Source organism: Streptococcus sp. SG2 (assembly GCF_030439925.1).
GTDB lineage: Bacteria > Bacillota > Bacilli > Lactobacillales > Streptococcaceae > Streptococcus > Streptococcus gordonii.
The window spans coordinates 22,910-49,139 of sequence record NZ_JAQFJD010000006.1 but is presented as its reverse complement, the minus strand read 5'-3'; the positions used below and the strand labels follow the sequence as shown (position 1 = coordinate 49,139).

Here is a 26,230-nt window from a genome sequence, read left to right as displayed (position 1 = left end):
CCTCACAGGATGAACTGTGCGGGCGTTTTTCTGTAGTTTTGGAGCAAATTATGACAGTGAACGGGTGCTATCTGTTCTTGTGAATGATAACTAGCAAATTGCTCATCCTTAAACGATTCTGATTAAATAGAAAGAAACATTATGCAAAAGATTTTACCAGCTGATATTTTATCTCCGATCCTAGCTTATATGCGGATTCAGGGCGACCACAAGGTGATTTTGGAAAGTATTCCGAGAGATAGCGAGACAGCTCGCTTTTCTATCCTAGCTTATAACCCAGTCTTTGAAGTTCGCTATGAAAACGGCCGATTAACAAAGAACGGGCAAGCAATCGAGGCGGATCCCTTGGACTATCTGCATGAGTTAGCAGTAAAGAAAAATCATCATTCAGACCTGCCTTTTGGTGGTGGAGCTATCGGCTTTGTCGGTTACGATATGATTTCCCTCTATGAGGAGATTGGCCAGATTCCAGCTGATGTGATTGGAACGCCGGATATGCACTTTTTCGTCTATGAGAGTTACATGGTTTTTGACCATAAAAAAGACAAAGTATATATCGTTGAGGAGGCGCTCTACAGTGATAGAAGCGAAGCTGATTTGGCTACTAGTCTGGAGCGTATTATGGCTGAGCTGGCGCAGCCTGCGGTAGATGAATTTTCACCGCTGGAACTGTCCAGTTTGAACTTCCAGAGCCATATTGAGCAGACAGCTTTTGAAAAAATGGTGGAAGAAGCGCGCAGCTTGATTCGGCAGGGCGACATGTTCCAATGTGTTCTCAGTCAGCGTTTTTCAGCGAAGTATTCTGGTAGGCCACTGGATTACTATCGCAATTTGCGTGTGACCAACCCTTCCAACTATCTCTACTTTTATGACTTCGGAGATTATCAGATCATCGGAGCCAGTCCAGAAAGTCTGGTCTCTGTCAAGCAAGGTCAGGTTACGACCAATCCTATCGCTGGAACCAGACCGCGCGGGAAGGATGAGAGAGAGGATAAGTCCTTGGCGAAGGAGTTGCTGGCTGACGAGAAGGAAGTGGCGGAACACCGCATGTTAGTTGATTTGGGGCGTAATGATATCGGTAAAATTGCCCAGAATAATAGTGTAGAAGTTACTAAGTACATGGAGGTAGAGTATTTCCGCTATGTTATGCATCTGACCAGTGTGGTCCGTGGTCAACTTTTGCATCAACTGACAGCTATGGATGCGCTCAAGTCCACCCTGCCGGCCGGCACCGTCTCGGGTGCGCCTAAGATTCGGGCCATGAAGCGAATCTATGAGTTGGAACAGGAAAAACGTGGCGTTTATGCGGGGGCTATCGGCTATCTGTCTGCGACAGGAGATATGGATTTTGCCATCGCTATACGCACTATGATTTTGAAAAATGGCAGAGCTTACGTTCAAGCTGGAGCGGGTATTGTTTATGACTCGATCCCTACTAATGAATACCAAGAAACCATCAACAAGGCCAAATCAATGACCAAGATAGGAGAGATGCAATGATTTTATTGATTGATAATTATGATTCTTTTACTTACAATCTAGCCCAGTATATCGGCAATTTCGCAGAAGTTAAAGTCTTGCGAAATGATGATGCAGGGCTTTATCAAGCGGCAGAAGAAGCTGATGCTTTGGTTCTGTCTCCGGGTCCAGGCTGGCCAGCAGATGCAGGACGGATGGAGGAAGTTATCCGTGATTTTGCTGGTAAAAAGCCGATTTTGGGGATTTGCTTGGGGCACCAAGCCATTGCAGAAGTATTTGGCGGAAAGCTGGGCTTGGCTCCCAAGGTCATGCACGGCAAGCAAAGTATTCTGCGCTTTGAGGGGAAATCTCCTATCTATCAAAGAATAGAGGATGGGCAGCCGGTCATGCGCTATCATTCGATTTTGATTGAAGAGATGCCGGAGGACTTTGAAGTGACGGCTCGGGCAGCCGATGATAACTCGATTATGGCTATCCAGCACAAGAGTCTGCCTATTTATGGTTTTCAGTATCATCCAGAAAGTATCGGCACGCCGGACGGCTTGTCGTCTATCAAGAATTTTATTGACTTAGTAAAGTAAAGGAGGATGTATGAAAGAGATTATTGCAAAACTAGCTGATTTTAAGGATTTAAGTAGCGCTGAGATGACAGATGTGATCGAGCGTATTGTCACTGGGCAGGTGGAAGAGTCCCAAATTGCAGCCTTCTTACTGGGGCTCAAGATGAAGGGGGAGACGATTGAGGAACGAACGGCTTTGGCTCAGGTCATGCGAGGCCATGCTAAGCAGATCCCGACCACTATTCGCACTGCTATGGACAATTGCGGTACGGGCGGGGACAAGTCTTTCAGTTTCAATGTTTCGACTACTGCAGCTTTTGTACTAGCCGGTGGCGGAGTTAAGATGGCTAAGCACGGCAATCGCTCCATTTCTTCTAAGTCAGGTTCAGCTGATGTGTTAGAAGCTCTTGGTATCAATCTAGACTTAGACGCTGCTAGCTTGGGTAAGGTTTTTGAGCAAACAGGTATCGTCTTTCTCTTTGCGAAGAACATGCACCCAGCCATGAAATACATCATGCCAGCCCGTCTTAGTCTAGGCATTCCCACTATCATGAATCTAACCGGCCCGCTTATCCATCCCATGAGTCTAGAAACTCAGCTTTTAGGAACCAGTCGGCCGGATATGCTAGAGAGCACGGCAGAAGTTTTGAAAAATATGGGACGCAAGCGTGCAGTAGTCGTGTCGGGGCCAGATGGTCTGGACGAGGCGGGTCTTCATGGCCGTACCCAGTATGCTCTGCTCTCAGATGGACAAATCAGCCTGCACAGCTTTCTGCCGTCAGATGTTGACATGGAAGAAATACCTCTTGAAGCGATTCGTGGGGGCAATGCCAAGGAAAATGCAGAAATTCTGCTATCTGTCCTGCAAAATCAAGCCAGCCCCTATCTAGAAACGACAGTTCTGAATGCGGGAATGGGTTTCTACGCTAATGGAAAATCAGATAGCATAGAAGAAGGAATAGCTTTGGCCCGCCAAGTGATTGCTAGCGGCGCAGCCTATGAAAAACTCAAGCAACTACAGGAGTATCAGAAATGAGCAAAGAATTTCTCCCAACCATTCTAAAGCAAAAAGAGCAGGAAGTGGCAGCCATGTCTTATGAAGAACTGCAACCCCTGCGCTCGACCTATTCCCTCTATGAGTATCTCAAAAGCCAGTCCCAAGAGCTGCAGCTGATTGCTGAGGTCAAAAAAGCCAGTCCAAGTCTGGGAGATATTAATCTCAGTGTGGATATTGTGGAGCAGGCTCGCACTTATGAACGATGCGGTGCAGCTATGATTTCGGTCCTGACAGATGAGATTTTCTTCAAAGGACATCTGGATTACCTGAGAGAGATTTCCAGCCGAGTGACCATTCCAACCCTCAATAAGGGCTTTATTATTGATGAAAAGCAGATTGTTCGCGCCCGCAATGCAGGAGCGACGGTTATTCTTCTGATTGTGGCTGCCTTGTCTGAAAAGCGGCTGCAAGAACTTTATGATTTTGCGACAGGTTTAGGCTTGGAAGTTCTGGTCGAAACCCATAATCTGGCGGAGCTGGAAATTGCTCATAGAATAGGAGCGCAGATTATCGGTGTCAATAACCGCAATCTAGTTACTTTTGAGACAGATATCAATACAAGTCTTCAGCTGTCTGCCCATTTCAAAGATGACAGGGTTTACGTATCTGAGTCCGCTATTTTCAGCAAGGAAGATGCTGAGCTAGTAGCTCCTTATTTCCATGCGATTTTAGTCGGAACAGCCCTGATGCAGGCAGAGGATGTGGCAGAAAAAATCAAGGAGCTGAAAATTGACAAAGGTTAAGATTTGTGGCTTATCAACGGCCAGCGCTGTGGAAACAGCATGCCAAGCTGGTGCGGATTACATTGGATTTGTCTTTGCTGAGAGCCGTCGGAGGGTCAGTTTGGAGCAAGCTCAGAAGCTAGCTGCCTTGGTGCCGCCTGCTGTCCGAAAGGTAGGAGTTTTTGTCTCTCCGAGTTTGGCGGAGCTGCAGGAAGCAATTTCGGTAGCAAATCTGGATTTGGTGCAGATTCATGGTGATTTTGATGAAGATCTTCTGCCTCAGATTGGCCGGCCGGTTATTCGAGCTTATCAGGTCAAGGGAGCGTTAAAAGATGTCAGCCAACAAGCGGACTACCTGCTCTTTGATGCACCTCTTGCTGGTAGTGGCCAGACATTTGATTGGCAAGCTTTTGACAAGAATCAAATCCACCAGCCCTTCTTTATCGCCGGTGGTTTGAATGCAGGAAATGTCCGAGAAGCTATTCAGCACTTCGCACCTTACGCAGTTGATGTCTCAAGCGGGGTCGAGACGGATGGCCAGAAGGATTTAAAAAAGATAAAAGAATTTATAGAAAGAGTGAAAGATGGCATATAATCAACCCAATCAAGAAGGATTTTACGGTGAGTTTGGTGGGCGCTTTGTTCCCGAAACGCTGATGACAGCAGTTTTGGAGCTGGATAAAGCCTACCGTGAGAGTAAAAAAGACCCAGCCTTTCAGGCTGAGCTGGACGAGTTGCTGAAGCAGTATGTAGGGCGTGAGAATCCTCTCTATTTTGCAAAAAATCTGACAGCCTATGCTGGCGGTGCTAAGATTTATCTGAAGCGGGAAGACCTCAACCATACCGGTGCCCATAAAATCAATAATGCCCTAGGGCAGGTTCTGCTAGCTAAGAGAATGGGCAAGAAGAAAATCATTGCAGAGACTGGTGCGGGTCAGCACGGAGTAGCCACTGCCACAGCTGCAGCCCTTTTCAACATGGACTGTACTATCTATATGGGCGAAGAAGATGTCAAACGCCAAGCCCTCAATGTCTTTCGAATGGAACTTCTAGGAGCTAAGGTAGAGTCAGTAACCGATGGCTCTCGAGTCCTCAAGGATGCAGTTAATGCTGCCTTGCGAGCTTGGGTAGCTCAGGTCGATGATACTCACTATATTATGGGCTCAGCCTTGGGACCTCATCCCTTCCCAGAGATTGTCCGCGACTATCAGAGCGTGATTGGGCGTGAGGCCAAGCGTCAGTTTGCTGAGCAAAATACAGGTGCCTTGCCAGATGCTTTAGTGGCATGTGTTGGCGGTGGTTCAAACGCTATTGGACTCTTTTATCCTTTTGTAGATGATAGTACAGTGGCTATGTATGGAACAGAAGCAGCTGGGCGGGGCGTAGATACAGATGAACACGCTGCGACCTTAACCAAGGGCCGGCCGGGTGTTTTGCACGGTGCCTTGATGGATGTCTTGCAGGATGAGCAAGGACAGATTCTGGAAGCTTTCTCTATCTCTGCTGGGCTAGACTATCCGGGCATCGGTCCTGAACATTCTCATTTTAATGCTATCCAGCGCGCCACTTATGTCCCAGTCACAGATGAAGAAGCTTTGGAAGCCTTTCAGCTCCTGTCTCGTATCGAAGGGATTATCCCCGCTTTAGAGTCTAGCCACGCTATTGCTTACGCAGTTAAGCTGGCTAAGGAGTTGGGACCAGATAAATCAATGATTGTCTGCCTATCCGGCCGTGGTGACAAGGATGTCGTTCAGGTAAAGGAACGCTTGGAAAGAGAAGCGGCTCAAAAAGGAGGTGCCCATGACTAAAACACTCACTCAGCATTTAGAAACCATCAAAAGAGAAGGCAAGGGGATTTTCCTTCCTTATATCATGGCTGGTGATCACGAGAAAGGTTTAGCAGGATTAGCAGAAACTATCGCATTTTTGGAAAACTTGGGTGTGTCAGCCATTGAAATTGGTCTGCCATTTTCAGACCCTGTTGCAGATGGACCAGTTATTGAAGAAGCTGGTCTGAGAAGTCTGGGTCACCATACTTCCGCCAAGTCTTTAGTCGCAAGCTTGCAGAAGTTGGACACTCAGCTGCCTCTCATCATCATGACCTACTTCAATCCTATTTTCCAGTACGGGCTCAAAGATTTTGTCAAGGATTTGGCTACGACACCAGTTAAAGGATTGATCATTCCTGATCTGCCCTATGAGCATAGAAATTTCATCTTGCCTTTACTGGAAGATTCAAATCTTGCTCTTATTCCTTTAGTGAGCCTGACGACTGGACTAGAACGTCAGCAGGAGCTGATCAAGGAAGCTGAAGGTTTTATCTATGCTGTAGCCATCAACGGTGTGACAGGTAAGAGCGGAAGCTACCGCAATGATTTGGACCAGCATTTGAGCAAGCTCCATGATATTGCTGAGATTCCAGTGCTGACAGGTTTTGGCGTTTCAACTTTAGAGGATGTTGACCGTTTCAATCAAGTCTCAGATGGAGTTATTGTTGGATCTAAGATTGTCAAAGCTCTTCATGAAAAGGATGACAGTATCGCAGCCTTTATCCAAGAAGCAGCAGCTTATAAGAAATAATCACCACCACACCAAACAAAAGACAGGGTACAAATGCCAGCCTGTCTTTTTTCTTTTTAAAGCAGAAACAGGCGAGGCCAGAGAAGCTAGCGATTTGGATAAGAACTAGAGCCTGACCCATGTTCTTGAATTTTATCACCAAAAAAAAGTAAGTTTCGTATAATTCATTTTTAAGAAATGTTTGATTTTTGATGTTGATTGAATATTAGTTTGGATATTGCTTATGAATGGTATCTATATAGCTGGTGAAATGTTTCAAGAAATGCTTAGGAGATATAACAGTGATGTATTTTCCAAAAGCAAGCAAGGTATTGTATCCCCAATCATTGTCGTTTAACGGATAAGTAATCTCGTAAATATCGCTATTAATAGGTTTTATGGCATTATAGCCTAAGAGTTCCACAAACCGGTCAAGGACAATTTTTTGGACATGCAGGATGACAGGTACTTTGTTTTCATTCATCCATGTACCCCCATCATAGGGGAGTGGTGTAAAATGTCTTTTTGAAAAAGTATCAGAGAGAGTAAGTTCACTAATTCTAGCAACTTTATAAACAGAAAAACGCGCTTTTTCAGTATCGTAGGCATCCATATACCAACTCCGGTCCTTATAGACAATACGGTAAGGCTCACAATTTTTTTGACTCACCAGTCCTTGTGAATTAATATAGGAAAATTTTATTTTTACTCTACCTCTGATAGCTTCCAATAAATTAAAAATTAAAGTGCGTATTTCCAAGTTCCCTTGAGATAGAGACAAATCAATTTCGAAATCAGAGTATGTATTGGTAGCATTTAATTTCAATATAGCATTGAAAGTAGAGGTGTCTTCCAAAACTTGATAACGACTTTTTAAACCGGATTCGATTGAAAGTCGTTCGGATTGGGTCAGGGGAGGTTTATCAGTTTGGAAGTCTTCCATAAGAAAAATGCCTCCGTTTTTTCCTTTCATTACATAGAGAGGGATTTCTGCAAGAGATAAATCATCAATATCTCTCATAATAGTTCGGGTGCTGACTTTAAAAAGTTCTGATAGTTCTTTAGCTGTTGTTTTTCGTTGATTTACTAAATGAGAAATGATTCCCATTTGACGGTCAATTTTCATGATTTTCTCCTTAAATATGACAGATAGATGTCATATTACTTTTGTTATGATTATACCATAAAGAAAGGAGTTCATATAATGAAACATCAAACCAAACCATCGTTTACCCTTATTGGCAGGAGTATTTTGATAGAAGGAACTACGGTTCATGAACAGCACTATTCTAAAGAGAAGACGGCGTTCTATGCTCAGTTATTTAAAGAAGGAATGCTGGAGAAATTGATGCCCCATTCTCTAGATAAAAAAGGCTATGCCTTGATTGTTCCTCATAAAGATGGTATTCAATACTATGCAGGAGTTGTGGCAAAGAATGCTGTGGCAGGCTACGAAAGCATTCTCGTCCCAGAGAAAGATTATTTAGTAAGCTCAGCCAGTGGTGATAAATCAAGACTCCTGTTTGACCAATTGGAGAATAACTTTTTTGAGAAAGAAAGCAGTTCCCTTTACCAAGATGGAATTATCTTAGAAATACTTTTAAATGGGAATCCTATGGATGCAGAAGTTGAGCTTTGGGTTCCAGTTCAGTAAAAGAGTAGGGATTTATAGAAAATAATCACCACCACACCAAACAAAAGACAGGGTACAAATGCTAGCCTGTCTTTTTTCTTTTTAAAGCAGAAGCAGGCGAGGCCAGAGAAGCTAGCGATTTGGATAAGAATGAGAATTTCCGTCAGACTGAAAATGGCTGAGCAGGACGCCAGAAATAGAAAGTCACCAGCACCAATACGAAGATTGTAGAAGAAGGCTAGAAGTCCTAAGGCTAAAAAGAAAAGCATGAGAAGATTGATGCCTGCTGTCACCATCAGCAAGAGCTGAAAAATTAACCAGACCATCAAGGGATACTGTTGTTCTCTTTGATCGTAGATAGCTAAGGTTAAGCCCATGGTGACTACCAATAATTGACTAATGGAAAGAATGCTCAGGGAAGTTGCCAGAAAAAGACCGCCCAAGATACATTCAAAAAATAAATAGCGTAAGGGAATCTTGTCTCCACAGAAGCGACATCGAAGACGGTTCAAGACTTGGGAAACAATAGGAATCAAGTCACGAGGGGCCAGTCTTTTCCCACAGGCATTACAATGACTAGCTGGTGTGATGATAGACTGCTCTGGGAAGCGGTCGATGACCAAGCCTAGGAATGAGGCAAAGACGGTACCAACAAGAAAAAAGTATAGGTGAATCATACTTATTTATTCGTAATTTTAAACATAAAAATTCTGAAATTTTGCAACTTTTCTAATAAAGTCTTTTTTTTAATCTTTTGTCTTGACTTTCTTATTTAGAAGCATTATAATTAAACCATAATCTAAAAAGATTAGAATGATTATAAATAAAATAAGCGAGGTAAGAATATGACTCAAGTAAAAAATGCCGCTGCAACTGATGTAGCAACTTTTGTAAACCAAAACTCTTTGCCAAAAACTAAGGCTGTATTGAACCAAGTCGTGGCAGATCTTTATACTGCTCATATTGCTCTTCACCAAGTTCACTGGTATATGCGTGGTGCTGGTTTCATGGTTTGGCATCCAAAAATGGATGAATACATGGAAACTTTGGATGCAACCTTGGATGAAGTTAGCGAACGTTTGATTACTTTGGGTGGTAAACCATACTCTACTTTGACAGAATTTATCCAACATAGTAAGATCGAAGAAAAAGCTGGTGAATTTAGCAAAAACGTAGAAGAAAGTTTAGCGCGTGTAATTGAAATCTTCCGCTATTTGACAAATGTATACCAAGAAGCGCTGGATGTGACTGACGAAGAAGGTGACGATGTAACCAATGATATCTTTGTTGGGGCTAAAGCAGATTTAGAAAAGACTATCTGGATGTTGACAGCTGAAATTGGCCAAGCACCAGGATTGTAAAAAAGTTTGAAGAAGGAATAAAATTCTAAAATATGATTAGAGTCTTATCTATAGAATTTTATTCCTAGAATGATAGATATTTTTTATCACCCCTCTTTTAAAGGCAGCTGACATAGCTGCTTTTTCTATTTATTTTTCCATCTTGAAAATATGTGTAAAATCTGGTACAATAAGGCACATGAAAACACTTTATGATGTTCAGCAATTTCTCAAAAGTTTTGGCATCGTAATCTATATGGGCAAGCGATTGTATGATATAGAACTGATGAAGATTGAGCTAGAGCGAATTTACGATGCGGGCTTGATGGACAAACTAGAATATTTAGAGGCTGAAGCAGTCTTGCGCCGTGAGCATCAGTTAGAGTTGAAATATATCGAGAAGAATGGAGAATGGAAGAAATGACCTGGATTTTGATGGCGATTATGGCTGGTATACTGGCTTGGATGGGCTTTAACTATTTTAGATTGCGTCGAGCAGCAAAAGTTGTTGAAAATGCTGAATTTGCGAGCCTAATCCGTCAAGGTCAGCTTGTGGATTTACGGGAACCTGTTGACTTTCATCGGAAGCATATCTTGGGGGCTCGAAACATTCCCTCAACACAGTTAAAAGGAAATTTGGGTGCACTTCGTAAAGATAAGCCAGTCTTGCTTTATGAAAATGCTCGCGGTCAACGAGTAATGAATGCAGCTCTACTCTTAAAGAAAAATGGTTTTTCTGACATCTATATCCTGTCTTATGGGCTGGATAGTTGGAAGGGAAAAGTTAAAACAAGTTAATTTAGCTTTAAACATATTATATATAAAAGGCACAGATTTTATCTGTGCCTTTTATTATGTCTCGCTCCCTTAGGTGCGAGACAAATGAACCACTCGTCTATCGGTGATTATGATTCAATTGGTTGGTCAAGAAGCGAGATCAAGTATTAAAGGTGGAAATTAGAAAAATATAATCTATCGACTTAGTTCTAGATAGTTCTTGATAAGCTTTAGCTCATCTTGATTTAAGGAACGATAGTCACCTTCAGCCAAACTGGGATCAAGTTGAAAGTCTCCAAAATGAGTTCTTTTGAGATAGATAACTTTCACACCTATTGCTAGGAACATTTTCTTCACTTGGTGAAATTTTCCCTCTGAGATAGTTACAGAAGCTGTGCTCAAAACAGGGGTAGCAGAATGGATTATGAGTTGAGCCGGCTTACAAACCTTGCCATCTAAGAAGCGAACGCCCTGTTGGAAGGTTTCAATAGCCTGATTATTTAGAAGTCCGTTGACTTGGACGTAATAAGTTTTATCTACATGATATTGAGGATGAAGTAGTTGAAAACCAAGGGGGCCATTATCAGTAATTAAGAGGAGGCCAGTCGTATCTCGGTCTAAGCGACCAATAGAGTATAGTTCTCCACTATAGTCTTCCTTTTTAATCAGATCAATTACTGTTTCTTTACTAGCATCGGAGTTGGCTGTTATATAGCCTCGCGGTTTATTCATCATAAAATAACGATGAGCAGGAGCAGAAATCTTTTGTTTATTGAGGAGGATTTCTTGTAGACCAGTATCTACATTTTGGCTAAGACTTCTAGCGGGGTTCTGATCTACCAGAATAGCCCCTCGGAGCAAGGCTCGTTTCATGGATTTTCGGCTAATTGATGCTTGAGCTAGTAAACAGTCTAATCGCATAATTCTTCCTTTCAATGATCTTATGATTAATTATAAAATTTCAATGTAAGAAATGCAAACGAATGCGAGAGGGGCTGATTTTTCAATGAAAACATTTACACTTAGCTGAACTGTGATTTTTGAATGAGACTGTGGTATAATTGTTCAGTTAGAAATAAAAATTTAAATATTAGAGGAAATCATGACAAAATTAAGAGAAGATATCCGTAACATTGCGATTATCGCCCACGTTGACCACGGTAAAACAACCCTCGTTGACGAATTATTAAAACAATCTGAAACTCTTGATGCACGTACTGAATTGGCAGAGCGTGCTATGGACTCAAACGATATCGAAAAAGAGCGTGGAATTACCATCCTTGCTAAGAATACAGCCGTTGCTTACAATGGAACTCGTATCAACATCATGGACACACCAGGACACGCAGACTTCGGTGGAGAAGTTGAGCGTATCATGAAAATGGTTGACGGGGTTGTTTTGGTCGTGGATGCCTACGAAGGAACCATGCCACAAACTCGTTTCGTATTGAAAAAAGCTTTGGAACAAGATCTTGTCCCAATCGTGGTTGTTAACAAAATCGACAAACCATCAGCTCGTCCAGCAGAAGTAGTGGATGAAGTATTGGAACTCTTCATCGAGCTTGGTGCAGATGATGATCAGCTTGATTTCCCAGTGGTGTATGCTTCAGCGATAAACGGAACATCTTCATTGTCAGATGATCCAGCTGATCAAGAAAAAACAATGGCACCAATCTTTGATACCATCATCGATCATATCCCTGCTCCAGTGGATAACTCAGATGAGCCTTTGCAGTTCCAAGTGTCACTTTTGGACTACAATGACTTCGTAGGTCGTATCGGTATCGGACGTGTCTTCCGTGGTAGTGTGAAAGTTGGGGACCAAGTTACCCTTTCTAAACTAGACGGCACAACGAAAAACTTCCGTGTTACAAAACTTTTCGGTTTCTTTGGTTTGGAGCGTCGTGAAATCCAAGAAGCAAAAGCAGGTGACTTGATTGCCGTTTCAGGTATGGAAGATATCTTTGTTGGTGAAACCATTACTCCAACAGACGCCGTTGAACCTCTTCCAATCCTTCACATCGATGAGCCAACGCTTCAAATGACCTTCTTGGTAAACAATTCACCATTTGCAGGTCGTGAAGGAAAATGGGTAACGTCTCGTAAGGTGGAAGAACGCTTGCAAGCAGAACTGCAAACAGACGTATCCCTTCGTGTTGACCCAACGGACTCACCAGATAAATGGACTGTTTCAGGACGTGGAGAGTTGCACTTGTCAATCCTTATCGAAACCATGCGTCGTGAGGGGTATGAACTTCAAGTATCTCGTCCAGAAGTTATCGTAAAAGAGATTGATGGCGTTAAGTGCGAACCATTTGAACGTGTCCAAATCGATACACCAGAAGAATACCAAGGTTCTGTCATCCAAAGCCTTTCAGAACGTAAGGGTGAAATGCTAGATATGGTGGCTACAGGAAATGGACAGACTCGTTTGGTCTTCTTGGTTCCTGCCCGTGGTTTGATTGGTTACTCTACTGAGTTCTTATCTATGACTCGCGGTTATGGAATTATGAACCATACCTTTGATCAATACCTGCCAGTGATTCCTGGTGAAATTGGTGGTCGCCATCGTGGTGCCCTTGTATCAATTGATGCTGGTAAGGCTACAACATACTCTATCATGTCTATTGAAGAACGCGGAACGATCTTTGTCAACCCAGGTACTGAGGTTTATGAAGGAATGATCATTGGTGAAAACTCTCGTGAAAACGACTTGACAGTTAACATCACTAAGGCGAAACAAATGACCAACGTCCGTTCAGCTACTAAGGACCAAACAGCGGTTATCAAGACACCTCGTATCTTGACCCTTGAAGAGTCTCTTGAATTCTTGAATGACGATGAGTACATGGAAGTAACGCCTGAGTCAATCCGTTTGCGTAAGCAAATCCTTAACAAGGCAGAGCGCGAGAAAGCCAACAAAAAGAAAAAATCAGCTACAGCTGAATAAGTAAAAGGGAAAGGAGTAGCAAGATGGTTTATTTAATAATTGGAATTTTGATTCTCTTGTATTACCTTTTTGCGGCTCCTCAGAGCATTAAAGGCACCTTTAATGTCTTATCGGTTGTATTAGTCTTGGTTTTGTTTATCATTCTCTTGGTTTTAGCGGCATTTCGGATTTTTCAAATGCCGGGAGAGTTATTTGTTGGGGTGGCTATGCTTATTTTGGCTTATTTTGCCTTACGCGACATTGCTCGATTAGATAAGAAACCTGGTTTGTTTGATTTTTTAGACGATAAAAGCAAAGATTAAAAATTGGCTTTAGAACTAAAATTCGATTTAGTTCTGGGCCTTTTTTTATAGATTGTGAAATGAAAGGAGGATAAGAAGAAAATTCTGATAACTTTTAGAATTCTATTACAAATCATTGCAAATCAGAAAAAATATCACATTTTTTTCACAAGTTAACAACAGACGTAAATAAAGCGCATCTATGACTTTTTTATTTCTTTAAAAAAGGGTAAAATAGAATGAAGTACAATTAAAGAGGTTTTTTATGAAAAATATAGCAAGTTTTGCTAACAAGAAAGTCTTGGTTTTAGGTTTGGCTAAGTCAGGTGAATCTGCTGCTCGCCTTTTAGATAAATTAGGGGCAATTGTGACAGTTAACGATGGTAAACCTTTCGAGGAAAATCCCGCTGCCCAATCCTTGCTAGAAGAAGGTATTAAAGTAGTGACAGGAGGACATCCTCTAGAGTTGCTGGATGAAAACTTTGAATTGATGGTTAAAAATCCAGGTATTCCTTATGATAATGCTATGGTTGTTCGGGCTCTGGAGAAGAAGATTCCTGTTATCACTGAAGTTGAGCTGGCTTATCTGATTTCTGAAGCACCTATTATTGGTATTACAGGATCAAACGGCAAAACGACGACCACAACTATGATTGCTCAAGTCCTGACAGCTGGTGGTCAAAATGGTCTTTTGTCAGGAAATATCGGCTTTCCTGCCAGTCAGGTAGCCCAAACAGTCAGCAACAAGGACACGCTGGTCATGGAATTATCTTCCTTCCAGTTGATGGGGATTGAGGCTTTTCATCCACAGATAGCTGTGATCACTAATCTCATGCCGACTCATCTGGACTACCATGGTTCTTTTGAGGAATATGCATCTGCCAAGTGGAATATCCAGAAAAACATGACAGCTGATGATTATCTTGTTTTGAATTTCAATCAAGATTGGGCCAAGGGAATGGCTAGCCAAACTCAGGCTACTGTTGTTCCTTTTTCAACAACTGAAAAGGTGGATGGTGCCTATCTTGATGGTGATGTCTTGACCTTCCGTGGAGAAGCGATTATAAAGGTGGCTGAAATTGGTGTTCCTGGCAGTCACAATGTCGAAAATGCTCTGGCTACTATTGCAGTAGCTAAACTTCGTGGTATTGATAATCAGACGATCAAAGAAGTCTTGTCAGCTTTTGGAGGCGTTAAGCATCGTCTCCAGTATGTGGGGCAGGTAAATGAGGTTGCCTTTTACAACGACAGTAAGTCTACCAATATCTTGGCAACCCAGAAAGCCTTGTCCGGTTTTGACAATAGCAAGGTGATTCTGATTGCAGGTGGCTTGGACCGAGGCAATGAATTTGACGAGTTGGTGCCTGACCTCAAAGGGCTCAAGAAGATGGTAATCTTAGGGCAATCAGCTCCGCGTGTAAAGAGAGCCGCTGATCAGGCTGGTGTTTCTTATCTGGATGCGACTAATGTCCGGGATGCAGCTCATAAGGCTTTTGCTCAAGCAGAGCCAGGAGATATTGTCTTGCTCAGTCCTGCCAATGCTAGCTGGGATATGTATAGTAATTTTGAAGTCCGTGGCGATGAATTCCTCGCTGCATTTGAAGAATTAAAAGGTTAAGATGAAAAAGATTGTATTTACAGGCGGAGGAACGGTCGGGCATGTAACCCTCAACCTTCTCCTGATTCCGAAATTTATTAAAGAAGGCTGGCAGGTCCATTATATTGGCGATAAGCATGGTATTGAGTATCAAGAAATCCAAAAGTCGGGACTGGACGTGACCTTCCATTCGGTAGCTACTGGTAAACTTCGTCGCTACTTTTCGTGGCAGAATCTGCTGGATGGCTTTAAGGTCGTCTGGGGCATTTTTCAGTCTTTGGGCATCATGCTCAAGGTACGGCCGCAGGCCCTCTTTTCTAAGGGAGGTTTTGTATCTGTTCCGCCCGTGATTGCAGCTCGGCTGTCAGGAGTGCCCGTCTATGTTCATGAATCGGATCTATCCATTGGCTTGGCCAATAAAATCGCCTATAAGTGTGCGACCAAGATGTATTCAACCTTTGAGCAAAGCTCTAGTCTGACCAAGATTGAGCATGTCGGAGCTGTGACCAAGGTCGGTAGTCAAGAGCCAGTCCTACCGCAGGAACTAGAAGAAATCCGTCAGTATTTTGATAAAGAGTTGCCAACTCTTCTTTTTGTGGGTGGTTCTGCTGGTGCCAAGGTTTTTAATGATTTTGTCAGTCAGAATCAAGCTACACTGACCGAGTGTTATAATATCATCAATCTGACAGGCGATGAGAGTTTGGATACTTTGTCTGACCGACTCTTTCGCAGAGCCTATGTGACGGACCTCTATCAGCCTTTGATGGACCTGGCAGATGTAGTTGTGACCCGTGGTGGTTCTAATACAATCTTTGAGCTCCTTGCTATGGCTAAGTTGCACATTATCGTTCCTTTAGGACGCGAAGCCAGTCGTGGTGATCAGATCGAAAATGCGGATTATTTTGTGAAAAAGGGATATGCTGTGAAGCTGGAAGAAGAGCAGCTAACTTTAGAAGGGCTTGAAGCTTCTGTGGAACAGGTTCTAAGGGATAAAGATACATATTATCAAGCCATGAAAAATTCTCATGAAATCAAGTCAGTAGAAGATTTTTATGCTGTATTGAAAAATGATATAAACAAAGGGAAAAAATGACGACAAAAGATAAAGGTGACCAAAAAGAACTCCAAAAATATTTATCTGAGTGGCAAAAACGTCATCAGGAGTACTTAGAAAAAAAATCTCAAGAAAAAGCCTCTGAAACTGATGAAGAAGAGCGTAACGATGAGACTTTGGAAACTTCAGAATCTGCTGGGACAAACGAAACAGATAATAGCGAAGATGAAAAAGAAGACCAAGCTCAAGATCAAGCTTCAGATGACGATGAGACAAATGAGTCTGAAGAGACAGAAGATGTTGAAGAGCCCGAAGAAGAAAATATCGAAGAGTTAAGTGATGTTTCAGAAGATCGAACTGAAAATTTTATAGATCAAGCTGATATAGAAATTGAAAAAGAAGCTAAGTCAGACAAACCTAGAATCGAGAAAATTCATCTATACAGGGCTATACCAGTTCTGGTTATCAGCTCTCTCTTGATTCTTCTGTCACTCTACTTTATCACTCCTTTAGGTAGCCTTAAAAATTTAGTAGTTACAGGAAATGAGCGTGTAACTCAAGATGAAATTATCAAATCTACCCAAATTGATAGTCGAGATTACACTTTAACAACGTTTTTGAATCGTAATCAGTATGCTAACAACTTGAAAAAAGCGAATTCTTGGATCGAAAAGGCTGAAATTTCATATCAGTTCCCGATTACATTCAAGATTCAAGTCACAGAATTTAAGATTCTAGCCTATGAAGCTTCTACTGGAAATATCTATCCAGTCATCAGCAATGGAACTGTGATTAATCAACCAGTAAAGAAAGAGGCTTTGCCTGAAAATTACATGCGTCTTAATCTATCTGATAAAGCTAAGGTTAAGAAACTTATGCAAGAATTATCAGATGTACCGGATAGTATAAAAAATGAAATTCAAACTGTAGATTTGACTCCAAGTAAGGCTACAAAAGATTTATTAACTTTGACAATGAAAGATGAGCATAAGATTATTGTTCCTCTTTCAGATATTCATAAGAAATTACCTTACTACAGTCGTGTACATCCATTGTTGACGGAACCTAGTATTGTGGATATGGAAGCGGGAATCTTTAGCTATTCTGCTAGTCTTGCGCAAAAAGAAGAACAAGAGAAAAACGAAAGTTCAGAAGAAACTGAGCAAAGTGAAACAGAGGCAGCACCGTCAGATGTTACTGATGAAACAAATAACTAAAGAAAACGAAGAAAAACTCTCCACTTTTGCTAATTTTGTGTTATAATAGGCAATGGATAACTGTATTTTTTAGAGTTGTCGATAAAGTAGGAAACTCGGATGATAGAGAGGAATGATGTAATGGCTAGAGACGGCTTCTTTACAGGATTAGATATAGGAACTAGCTCCATTAAAGTATTAGTGGCTGAGCACATCAATGATGAAATTAATGTAATTGGTGTTAGCAATGCCAAAAGTGCTGGTGTAAAAGACGGAATTATTGTAGATATTGAGGCGGCAGCAGCTGCTATTAAAACAGCAATTGCTCAAGCAGAAGAAAAAGCGGGGATTTCAATCAAAGTGGTTAATGTGGGCTTGCCTGCGAACTTACTACAAATTGAGCCTTCACAAGGAATGATTCCTGTTACAAATGATGCCAAAGAAATCACAGATATTGATGTAGAAAATGTTGTTCGGTCTGCATTGACAAAGAGTATGACTCCTGATCGGGAAGTAATCACATTTATTCCAGAGGAATTCATCGTTGATGGTTTCCAAGGAATTCGCGATCCTCGCGGTATGATGGGGATTCGTTTAGAAATGCGTGGTTTGCTCTATACTGGTCCGCGTACTATTCTTCATAACTTGCGTAAAACTGTGGAACGTGCAGGTGTTCAAATTGAAAACATTATTATTTCACCACTTGCAATGACAAAATCAGTTTTAAACGAAGGTGAACGTGAATTTGGCGCCACAGTCATCGATATGGGTGGAGGCCAAACAACAGTAGCTTCTGTTAGAAATCAAGAACTTCAATACACCAATATCTACCAAGAAGGTGGCGATTATGTCACAAAAGATATTTCTAAAGTTCTTAAGACTTCTCAAAAACTAGCTGAAAGTTTGAAGTTCAACTATGGTGAAGCATACGTACCAGCAGCTAGTCAAGAGACATTCCAAGTTGAAGTTATCGGTGAAGTTAATCCAGTTGAAGTAACAGAAAGTTACTTAGCTGAGATCATTTCAGCACGTTTGAAACATGTTTTTGAGCAAATTAAGCAGGATCTAGAAAGAAGACACTTGTTGGATTTGCCAGGTGGGATCGTGATCATCGGTGGTGGTGCTATCTTACCGGGCGTTGTAGAATTGGCTCAAGAAATTTTTGGAGTTCCAGTTAAACTTTATGTTCCAAATCAAATTGGAATTCGAAATCCAGCCTTTGCTCATGTGATTAGCTTGTCTGAATATGCTGGAAACTTGACGGATGTTGATGCTTTGGCTCAGGCAGCCGTTCAAGGTAATGAGATGTTGCGTCAGCAACCAAGCAATTTTGTACGTCCGCTCCAAACGCAGTCTATCAATCCTTCTCGTATTACTACTCAAAGAGATCCACTACCTCAGGTAGAAGCTGAAACTAGAGTTGAACCTGCGATTGAAGTGGCGCAAAGCCAAGAACAAGAAACAAAGACAGAAAAATTAACAGATCGTGCCCGTAACTGGTTAGGCAATCTGTTTGATTAAAGGAAAGGGTTTAAATATGACATTTTCATTTGACACAGCTGCGGCTCAAGGCGCAATCATTAAAGTAATTGGTGTCGGCGGTGGCGGTGGTAACGCTATTAACCGCATGATTGACGAAGGTGTTGCTGGCGTTGAGTTTATCGCTGCCAATACGGATGTTCAAGCGCTGAGTAGTACAAAAGCAGAAACAGTTATCCAGCTTGGTCCAAAATTAACACGTGGACTTGGTGCTGGAGGACAGCCTGAAGTAGGTCGTAAAGCTGCTGAAGAGAGTGAAGAAGTATTGACAGAAGCTCTTTCAGGAGCAGATATGGTCTTCATTACGGCTGGTATGGGTGGAGGTTCCGGTACTGGAGCCGCTCCGGTTATTGCTCGTATTGCGAAAGGTTTGGGAGCTTTGACTGTTGCAGTTGTAACTCGCCCATTTGGTTTTGAAGGAAGCAAACGCGGTAATTTTGCAATTGAAGGAATCAATGAGCTTCGAGAGCATGTTGATACTTTGTTGATTATTTCAAATAATAACTTACTTGAGATTGTTGATAAGAAAACACCTCTTCTTGAGGCTTTGAGTGAAGCTGACAATGTTCTTCGCCAAGGTGTCCAAGGTATCACTGATTTGATTACTAGTCCTGGTCTGATTAATCTTGACTTCGCAGATGTTAAGACTGTTATGGCTGATAAGGGTAATGCCTTGATGGGTATCGGTATTGGTAGTGGCGAGGAGCGTGTGATTGAAGCTGCTCGTAAAGCAATTTACTCACCACTTCTTGAAACAACTATTGATGGTGCTGAAGATGTGATTGTCAACGTTACTGGTGGTCTGGATATGACATTGATTGAGGCTGAAGAGGCTTCTGAAATTGTAAATCAAGCTGCTGGACACGGAGTAAACATCTGGTTGGGTACTTCAATTGATGAAAGTATGCGTGATGAAATTCGCGTGACTGTGGTTGCCACAGGTGTTCGTCAGGATCGTGTTGAAAAAGTTAGCGGTATTCGTTCGCCAAAACGTTCACATAACGAGCCTGTTCGCGAAACTCGTAGTCATCATTCTTATGATAGAAATTTCGATTTGACTGAAACAGTTGAAATTCCAAAAACTACTCGTCAACAGCCAGAGAAAAAACAAACTTCAGCTTTCGGTGAGTGGGATTTGCGCCGTGACAATATTGTCCGTGAAACACAAGGTGGTTCTAAGCCAACTGTAGAAAGATATACAGATAGTTCATCTGATGACGATGAATTAGAAACACCTCCGTTTTTTAGAAATCGCTAAAAATGGATTTACAAAAAAATAAGGATCAAGTTTTTGCAGCAGTAGCGGAAGCTACTCGAAAGGCAAATCGTCCTGAAAATTCAGTAAGTATTGTAGCTGTCACCAAGTATGTTGACAGCTCTACTGCTAAAGAGCTGGTAAAAACAGGAGTAAAACATATTGGTGAAAACCGAGTAGATAAATTCCTAGAAAAATACCAGTATTTAAGGGACGAAGAGTTGACTTGGCATTTAATAGGGACGCTTCAGCGTAGAAAAGTTAAGGAAGTTATTAATTATGTTGATTATTTCCATGCTTTGGATTCCCTAAAACTAGCCGAGGAAATTGAAAAGCGAGCAGAACATACTATCAAATGCTTTTTGCAAGTCAATGTGTCTGGTGAAGAAAGCAAGCATGGTTTTGCGGTGAATGAGATAGAAGCTGTTTTACCTGCTTTAGAAAAACTTGAACATATCGAAATAGTGGGGATTATGACTATGGCTCCCATAGACGCTGGAGAAGAAGACTTAGAAAAAATATTCCAAGCGACCCACGAACTTCAGAAAAAATTTCAAAATAAACAAATAACTAATATGCCCTTTTCTGAGATCAGTATGGGAATGAGTCGAGATTTTGCAACTGCAATTGCTAACGGGTCAACATTTGTGAGAATAGGGACATCATTTTTTAAATAGGGAAGAACCATGTCATTAAAAGATAGATTCGATAAATTTATAGAATATTTTACAGAAGACGGAGATGACGTACAGGTTGCAGAATCTAGAGTCCAGCAACAAGCAGTAAAGCCATCTAATTCACGTCCTGCTCAGCAGGAACCGGTTAGAGATATTAAACAGCCTCGTTTAGTGTCTAACACAGCTCAACATGTGACTAATACGTCGTCATCTAATGAAAATATTACACGTTTGCATGCTCGTCAACAAGAGTTGGCTCAAAATCATTCAGTTGCGACTTCAGAAAAAGTAACGATTGATGTTCGTTATCCTAAAAAATATGAAGATGCACCTGCAATTGTAGATTTGCTTCTCGCAAATGAAAGTGTTTTGATTGATTTCCAATATATGACAGAAGTGCAAGCGCGTCGCTGTATTGATTACTTGGATGGCGCTAAGCAAGTCCTGATGGGGAATCTCAGAAGAGTTTCTGGCACCATGTACCTCTTGACTCCAGTAAATGTCGTCGTGAATATCGAGGATATTAAATTGCCTGATGGCGTGCATAGTGAATTTGATTTTGACATGAAGCGCAGATAAGATGTTATTTATTATAAACTTTATCTTATTATCAGCGAGAATTCTTTCGCTGATTCTTGTTGCATATGCTCTTATGTCATGGTTTCCTGGTGCTTATCAGACGTCTCTAGGACAACTCGTTCTAAGAATTTCAGAATCTATCTTGAAACCTTTACGTCGTCTGCCACTTCAGTTTGCTGGTTTGGATTTGACAGTTTATGTTGCTGTACTTTGTATCCATTTCGGTAGCCAATGGCTTGTTCAGATTTTGCTCTCGGTACTTGCATGACAAGGGAACATAAAGAAATCTTTCAACACTATTCTGCGGAAGATCATGCTTTCCTAGATAAAAGTTTGGAATTGATTCAGCGGGTTGAGGATACATACAGTATAGAGGTTACTTCTTTTATTAATCCTCATCAGGCTAAAATTCTTGAAAGTCTTGCGAACAAATATCAATTACAAACTTTTGTCAGTAGTGACTATTTTCCTAGTGAATGGGTCAGGGTAATAATTGCACCTTCCTATTACCAATTAGATAAAGAAGATTTTGATTTGACCTTGCTTGAAATTGTCTATCCTAGTAAATTTCAGCAACTAACTCATTCTCAAATCTTTGGGACTTTGATGAACCGATTAGGATTGGATCGTCGAACTTTTGGTGATATTCTGGTGGAAAAGGATAGGGCTCAGGTTCTAGTAGATAAAAGGTTTACTCAATTTTTTATAGATCATATCTCTAAAATTGCTAAAACTCCTGTTAAACTAAAAGAAGTTGGCTTTGAGAGGCTTTTACGAGTGCAAGAGGCTCAGGTTTCTAAAGAGATTCTTGCTTCGAGTATGAGATTGGACAAATTGATTGCTAGTAGCTTTAAACTATCTCGGAATGATGCCTCCCAGTTGATTTTTGGGAAACACGTGAAAGTAAACTATTCTATTATTGATAATCCCAGTTATTTAGTTGAATTAAATGATTTGATTAGTGTCCGTAGATTTGGAAGATTTAAAATAGTAAAAGAAAATGGCTTCTCTAAGAATGGGAAGCATAAATTAACGATTCAAATACAATCTAGTAAATGAGGAAAAAATATGGCTCTTACATCATTAGAAATTAAAGATAAATCCTTTAGTACGAAATTTAGAGGTTACAATGTTGAGGAAGTAGACGAATTTCTTGATATTGTAGTTCGCGATTACGAGGACTTGGTTCGTGAAAATCATAATAAAGATGCACGCATTAAGAACTTAGAAGAGCGTTTAACTTATTTTGATGAGATGAAAGATTCTCTTAGTCAGTCTGTTTTAATAGCACAAGACACTGCTGAAAAGCTTAAACAGGCTTCTCAAGAAAGATCTGACAACATCATGCGTCAGGCTGATCAAGAAGCGCAACATCTTTTAGACCATGCTAAGTTCAAGGCAAACGAAATTTTACGCCAAGCAACGGATAACGCTAAAAAAGTTGCGATAGAAACAGAAGAGCTGAAAAATAAGGCTCGTGTCTTCCATCAACGTCTTAAGTCAACAATTGAAAGTCAATTGAGCATTGTTGATTCATCTGAATGGGAAGAAATTCTTCGCCCGACAGCAACTTATCTCCAAACAAGTGATGATGCATTTAAAGAAGTTATTCAAGAGGCACTTGGTCAAACGATGACGCCTTATGTAGATGACGAATCAGAAGTAACTCGTCAATTCTCACCTGAAGAAATGGCTGACTTACAGCAACGAATTGCTGAGTCAGATGGTGACTTGTCTGAGACAAGAGTTATGGAGGCTGTTCCAGAATCAACAGAAGAAAAAACTTCTGAACCTGTTGACATCCTATAAGAAAAAACTGTAAAAACACAAATTAACCAATATATTCCTAGCGAGCAAGTGACGGTGTAAGACTTGCAATCCCTATTAGTTGATTTATCATTTTACAATATCGTATTTGAAATTAGTAGAATGCGACGTTTCTTCCACGTTACGGAAAAAGAGGGATAGTAATAGTAGTAGCTATTTTCTATCTAAACAAAGGTGGTACCACGATTTTCGTCCTTTTTTGCGAATCGTGGTTTTTATTTTGTCATTTTAAATTAAAGGAGTAACAATGAAACTTAAAGAAACCCTCAATCTAGGGAAAACAGACTTTCCTATGCGTGCTGGACTTCCTACCAAAGAACCAGTTTGGCAAAAAGAATGGGAAGAAGCAAAACTTTACCAACGTCGTCAAGAATTGAACCAAGGGAAACCGCATTTCACCTTGCATGATGGACCTCCGTATGCAAACGGAAATATCCACGTTGGACATGCCATGAACAAGATTTCTAAAGATATTATTGTTCGTTCTAAGTCTATGTCTGGATTTTACGCTCCTTATATCCCAGGTTGGGATACACATGGTCTGCCAATCGAGCAAGTCTTGGCAAAACAGGGTGTTAAACGCAAAGAAATAGACTTGGTTGAGTACTTGAAACTTTGCCGTGAGTATGCTCTTTCTCAAGTTGATAAACAACGTGAAGACTTTAAACGTTTGGGTGTTTCTGGTGACTGGGAAAATCCATATGTGACCTTGACTCCAGACTATGAAGCAGCTCAAATCCGTGTCTTCGGTGAAATGGCTAAAAAAGGTTATATCTACCGCGGTGCCAAGCCAGTTTACTGGTCATGGTCTTCTGAGTCAGCCCTTGCTGAAGCAGAAATTGAATACCATGATTTGCTTTCAACTTCCCTTTACTATGCTAACCGCGTCAAAGACGGAAAAGGTGTCCTAGATACAGACACTTACATCGTAGTTTGGACAACCACTCCATTTACTATCACAGCTTCTCGTGGTTTGACAGTTGGAGCTGATATTGACTACGTAGTCGTTCAACCAGCTGGTGAATCTCGTAAGTTTGTAGTTGCTTCAGAATTGTTGAACAGTTTGTCTGAGAAATTTGGCTGGGCGGATGTGCAAGTCTTGGCAACCTACCGTGGTCAAGAATTGAATCACATCGTAACAGTCCACCCATGGGATACGGCTGTAGATGAGTTGGTAATCCTTGGTGACCACGTTACGACTGACTCTGGTACTGGTATTGTCCATACAGCCCCTGGTTTTGGTGAGGACGACTACAATGTCGGTGTTGCCAACGGCCTTGAAGTTGCTGTAACAGTTAACGAACGCGGTATTATGATGGAAAATGCTGGTCCTGAATTTGCGGGTCAGTTCTATGACAAGGTTGTGCCGACTGTTATCGAAAAACTGGGTGATTTACTCCTTGCTCAAGAAGAAATCTCCCACTCATACCCATTTGACTGGCGTACGAAAAAACCAATCATCTGGCGTGCAGTGCCACAATGGTTTGCCTCAGTTTCAAAATTCCGCCAAGAAATCTTGGACGAAATTGAAAAAGTGAAATTCCACTCAGAATGGGGTAAAGTGCGTCTTTACAACATGATTCGTGACCGTGGTGACTGGGTAATCTCTCGTCAACGTGCTTGGGGAGTTCCTCTTCCTATCTTCTATGCAGAAGACGGAACGCCAATTATGACAGCTGAAACTATTGAGCACGTGGCTCAACTCTTTGAGGAACACGGTTCTATCATCTGGTGGGAACGTGAGGCCAAAGACCTCTTGCCAGAAGGCTTTACCCATCCAGGTTCACCAAATGGCGAGTTCAAGAAAGAAACGGATATCATGGACGTATGGTTTGACTCAGGTTCGTCATGGAATGGAGTAGTGGTCAACCGTCCAGAACTCAAATACCCAGCTGACCTCTACCTTGAAGGTTCTGACCAATACCGTGGTTGGTTTAATTCATCACTCATCACATCCGTTGCCAACCATGGCGTAGCACCATACAAACAAATCTTGTCACAAGGATTTGCCCTTGACGGTAAAGGTGAGAAGATGTCTAAATCTCTTGGAAATACCATTGCTCCAAGTGATGTTGAAAAACAATTTGGTGCGGAAATCTTGCGTCTCTGGGTAACAAGTGTGGACTCAAGCAACGACGTACGTATCTCTATGGATATCTTGAGCCAAGTCTCTGAAACTTACCGTAAGATTCGTAACACTCTTCGTTTCTTGATTGCTAATACATCTGACTTTAACCCAGCTGAGGACGCAGTAGCTTACGATGAGCTCCGTTCAGTTGATAAGTACATGACTGTTCGCTTTAATCAGCTTGTTAAGACTATTCGTGATGCCTATGCAGACTTTGAATTCTTGACAATCTACAAGGCCTTGGTGAACTTTATCAACGTTGACTTGTCAGCCTTCTACCTTGACTTCGCTAAAGACGTTGTTTACATTGAAGGTGCCAAATCACTCGAACGCCGTCAAATGCAGACTGTTTTCTATGATATTCTTGTGAAAATCACCAAACTCTTGACACCAATCCTGCCTCACACAGCGGAAGAAATCTGGTCATATCTTGAGTTTGAAGCAGAAGACTTTGTTCAATTGTCAGAATTGCCAGAAGCGGAAACTTTTGCTAATCAAGAAGAAATCTTGGATACATGGGCAGCTTTCATGGACTTCCGCGGACAAGCTCAAAAAGCCTTGGAAGAAGCGCGTAATGCAAAAGTAATCGGGAAATCACTTGAGGCTCACTTGACAGTTTATCCAAATGAAGTCGTGAAAACTTTGCTTGAAGCAGTAAACAGCAATGTAGCTCAACTTTTGATCGTGTCAGAATTGACCATCGCAGAAGGACCAGCTCCAGAAGGTGCAGTAAGCTTTGAGGATGTCGCCTTTACAGTTGAACGTGCTGCAGGTGAAGTATGTGACCGTTGCCGTCGTATCGATCCAACTACTGCTGAACGTAGCTACCATGCAGTTATCTGTGACCACTGTGCAAGCATTGTAGAAGAAAACTTTGCAGACGCGGTAGCAGAAGGATTTGAGACAAAATAATTAATTTCTTAAAACAATAAAAACGGCTTTGCCTTTAAATGGCAAGCCGTTTTTATATAAACTAATTCTATTTTATATTGTTGGATAATGGAATAAAATCCATAGTTG

General features: G+C 41.4%; 27 protein-coding genes and 1 pseudogene. 24 read left to right on the top strand and 4 right to left on the bottom strand.

The features are described 5' to 3' along the window. Positions 1-141 precede the first annotated feature (141 nt). Genes trpE through trpA form a run of 7 tightly spaced genes read left to right on the top strand, consistent with a single transcriptional unit; the run spans position 142 to position 6,398 of the window. Positions 142-1,500 carry an anthranilate synthase component I gene (gene trpE, locus PCY09_RS09980; protein ID WP_125397340.1) on the top strand — a complete coding sequence of 453 codons (1,359 nt, stop codon included), beginning with the start codon at positions 142-144 and terminating at the stop codon, positions 1,498-1,500. Next, positions 1,497-2,060: an aminodeoxychorismate/anthranilate synthase component II gene (locus tag PCY09_RS09975; protein WP_046165907.1), complete on the top strand. Its 564-nt coding sequence runs from the start codon at positions 1,497-1,499 to the stop codon at positions 2,058-2,060. Before trpE ends, PCY09_RS09975 begins: the two co-directional genes overlap by 4 nt. A 10-nt stretch (positions 2,061-2,070) precedes the next feature. Then, positions 2,071-3,075 (top strand): anthranilate phosphoribosyltransferase, encoded by a 1,005-nt coding sequence (gene trpD / locus PCY09_RS09970; RefSeq protein WP_125397341.1) that lies wholly within the window; start codon positions 2,071-2,073, stop codon positions 3,073-3,075. Further along, positions 3,072-3,839, top strand: a complete 768-nt coding sequence (gene trpC, locus PCY09_RS09965) for an indole-3-glycerol phosphate synthase TrpC (RefSeq protein WP_125397342.1) — start codon at positions 3,072-3,074, stop codon at positions 3,837-3,839. The genes trpD and trpC overlap by 4 nt, the downstream gene beginning before the upstream one ends. Beyond that, on the top strand, positions 3,826-4,413 hold the full coding sequence (locus PCY09_RS09960) for a phosphoribosylanthranilate isomerase (RefSeq protein WP_061597630.1): 588 nt from the start codon (positions 3,826-3,828) through the stop codon (positions 4,411-4,413). The genes trpC and PCY09_RS09960 overlap by 14 nt, the downstream gene beginning before the upstream one ends. Next, a complete protein-coding gene (gene trpB, locus PCY09_RS09955) occupies positions 4,403-5,626 on the top strand; it encodes a tryptophan synthase subunit beta (protein WP_012000139.1) in 1,224 nt (407 codons plus the stop codon). The genes PCY09_RS09960 and trpB overlap by 11 nt, the downstream gene beginning before the upstream one ends. Continuing rightward, positions 5,619-6,398: a tryptophan synthase subunit alpha gene (trpA, locus tag PCY09_RS09950; protein ID WP_125397343.1), complete on the top strand. Its 780-nt coding sequence runs from the start codon at positions 5,619-5,621 to the stop codon at positions 6,396-6,398. The genes trpB and trpA overlap by 8 nt, the downstream gene beginning before the upstream one ends. On the opposite strand, the pseudogene PCY09_RS09945 reads toward trpA, so the two are convergent. After that, positions 6,367-6,522, bottom strand: a pseudogene (locus tag PCY09_RS09945) (prepilin peptidase); the annotation flags it as partial. The gene trpA and the pseudogene PCY09_RS09945 overlap by 32 nt on opposite strands. 81 nt (positions 6,523-6,603) lie before the next feature. After that, positions 6,604-7,503 (bottom strand): YafY family protein, encoded by a 900-nt coding sequence (locus PCY09_RS09940; protein ID WP_125397344.1) that lies wholly within the window; start codon positions 7,501-7,503, stop codon positions 6,604-6,606. Between the two features lie 78 nt (positions 7,504-7,581). Between PCY09_RS09940 and PCY09_RS09935 the strand changes: the two genes are divergently transcribed. Further along, a complete protein-coding gene (locus PCY09_RS09935) occupies positions 7,582-8,031 on the top strand; it encodes an effector binding domain-containing protein (protein ID WP_125397345.1) in 450 nt (149 codons plus the stop codon). Here the strand turns inward: PCY09_RS09935 and PCY09_RS09930 are convergent. Continuing rightward, entirely contained in the window at positions 8,025-8,687 is a 663-nt protein-coding gene (locus tag PCY09_RS09930) for an A24 family peptidase (RefSeq protein WP_125397346.1), read from the bottom strand. The two genes, PCY09_RS09935 and PCY09_RS09930, sit on opposite strands and share 7 nt — an antisense overlap. A gap of 168 nt (positions 8,688-8,855) precedes the next feature. On the opposite strand from PCY09_RS09930, the gene PCY09_RS09925 reads away from it, so the two are divergent. From PCY09_RS09925 to PCY09_RS09915, 3 genes are all read left to right on the top strand, one after another. Continuing rightward, complete coding sequence (locus PCY09_RS09925; protein ID WP_008809115.1) at positions 8,856-9,371, top strand: DNA starvation/stationary phase protection protein; 516 nt, start codon at positions 8,856-8,858, stop codon at positions 9,369-9,371. A 142-nt stretch (positions 9,372-9,513) separates the two neighbouring features. Then, on the top strand, positions 9,514-9,774 hold the full coding sequence (locus PCY09_RS09920; protein WP_012000142.1) for a YqgQ family protein: 261 nt from the start codon (positions 9,514-9,516) through the stop codon (positions 9,772-9,774). Continuing rightward, entirely contained in the window at positions 9,771-10,148 is a 378-nt protein-coding gene (locus tag PCY09_RS09915) for a rhodanese-like domain-containing protein (RefSeq protein WP_020992684.1), read from the top strand. The genes PCY09_RS09920 and PCY09_RS09915 overlap by 4 nt, the downstream gene beginning before the upstream one ends. 174 nt (positions 10,149-10,322) lie before the next feature. Here PCY09_RS09915 and PCY09_RS09910 read toward each other — a convergent pair whose 3' ends face one another. After that, positions 10,323-11,048: a 16S rRNA pseudouridine(516) synthase gene (locus tag PCY09_RS09910; RefSeq protein WP_125392777.1), complete on the bottom strand. Its 726-nt coding sequence runs from the start codon at positions 11,046-11,048 to the stop codon at positions 10,323-10,325. Positions 11,049-11,229: 181 nt separating this feature from the next. Between PCY09_RS09910 and typA the strand changes: the two genes are divergently transcribed. The 13 genes from typA (at position 11,230) to ileS (ending at position 26,122) form a co-directional block, all read left to right on the top strand. Continuing rightward, the gene (gene typA, locus PCY09_RS09905) at positions 11,230-13,077 is read left to right on the top strand and encodes a translational GTPase TypA (protein WP_045634711.1); all 1,848 of its coding nucleotides are present in this window, start codon (positions 11,230-11,232) and stop codon (positions 13,075-13,077) included. A 23-nt stretch (positions 13,078-13,100) separates the two neighbouring features. Then, positions 13,101-13,379 carry a DUF3165 family protein gene (locus tag PCY09_RS09900; protein ID WP_012000145.1) on the top strand — a complete coding sequence of 93 codons (279 nt, stop codon included), beginning with the start codon at positions 13,101-13,103 and terminating at the stop codon, positions 13,377-13,379. A gap of 244 nt (positions 13,380-13,623) precedes the next feature. Continuing rightward, positions 13,624-14,976 (top strand): UDP-N-acetylmuramoyl-L-alanine--D-glutamate ligase, encoded by a 1,353-nt coding sequence (gene murD, locus PCY09_RS09895; RefSeq protein ID WP_125397347.1) that lies wholly within the window; start codon positions 13,624-13,626, stop codon positions 14,974-14,976. Position 14,977: 1 nt separating this feature from the next. Next, positions 14,978-16,048 (top strand): UDP-N-acetylglucosamine--N-acetylmuramyl-(pentapeptide) pyrophosphoryl-undecaprenol N-acetylglucosamine transferase, encoded by a 1,071-nt coding sequence (locus PCY09_RS09890; RefSeq protein ID WP_045773859.1) that lies wholly within the window; start codon positions 14,978-14,980, stop codon positions 16,046-16,048. Further along, the gene (locus PCY09_RS09885; RefSeq protein ID WP_061602274.1) at positions 16,045-17,226 is read left to right on the top strand and encodes a cell division protein FtsQ/DivIB; all 1,182 of its coding nucleotides are present in this window, start codon (positions 16,045-16,047) and stop codon (positions 17,224-17,226) included. The genes PCY09_RS09890 and PCY09_RS09885 overlap by 4 nt, the downstream gene beginning before the upstream one ends. A 120-nt stretch (positions 17,227-17,346) precedes the next feature. Then, a complete protein-coding gene (ftsA, locus tag PCY09_RS09880) occupies positions 17,347-18,726 on the top strand; it encodes a cell division protein FtsA (RefSeq protein WP_053794841.1) in 1,380 nt (459 codons plus the stop codon). A 16-nt stretch (positions 18,727-18,742) separates the two neighbouring features. Then, the gene (gene ftsZ, locus PCY09_RS09875) at positions 18,743-20,002 is read left to right on the top strand and encodes a cell division protein FtsZ (RefSeq protein WP_045773856.1); all 1,260 of its coding nucleotides are present in this window, start codon (positions 18,743-18,745) and stop codon (positions 20,000-20,002) included. 2 nt (positions 20,003-20,004) lie between these two features. Beyond that, positions 20,005-20,676: a YggS family pyridoxal phosphate-dependent enzyme gene (locus PCY09_RS09870; protein ID WP_045773855.1), complete on the top strand. Its 672-nt coding sequence runs from the start codon at positions 20,005-20,007 to the stop codon at positions 20,674-20,676. 9 nt (positions 20,677-20,685) lie between these two features. Next, positions 20,686-21,255, top strand: a complete 570-nt coding sequence (locus tag PCY09_RS09865; protein ID WP_046165895.1) for a cell division protein SepF — start codon at positions 20,686-20,688, stop codon at positions 21,253-21,255. A gap of 1 nt (position 21,256) precedes the next feature. After that, positions 21,257-21,523: a YggT family protein gene (locus tag PCY09_RS09860; RefSeq protein WP_046165894.1), complete on the top strand. Its 267-nt coding sequence runs from the start codon at positions 21,257-21,259 to the stop codon at positions 21,521-21,523. After that, on the top strand, positions 21,520-22,314 hold the full coding sequence (locus PCY09_RS09855) for an RNA-binding protein (protein ID WP_046165893.1): 795 nt from the start codon (positions 21,520-21,522) through the stop codon (positions 22,312-22,314). Before PCY09_RS09860 ends, PCY09_RS09855 begins: the two co-directional genes overlap by 4 nt. Before the next feature lie 9 nt (positions 22,315-22,323). After that, positions 22,324-23,064: a DivIVA domain-containing protein gene (locus PCY09_RS09850; RefSeq protein WP_045501894.1), complete on the top strand. Its 741-nt coding sequence runs from the start codon at positions 22,324-22,326 to the stop codon at positions 23,062-23,064. A 265-nt stretch (positions 23,065-23,329) separates the two neighbouring features. Continuing rightward, a complete protein-coding gene (gene ileS, locus PCY09_RS09845; RefSeq protein WP_061602275.1) occupies positions 23,330-26,122 on the top strand; it encodes an isoleucine--tRNA ligase in 2,793 nt (930 codons plus the stop codon). Positions 26,123-26,230 lie beyond the last annotated feature (108 nt).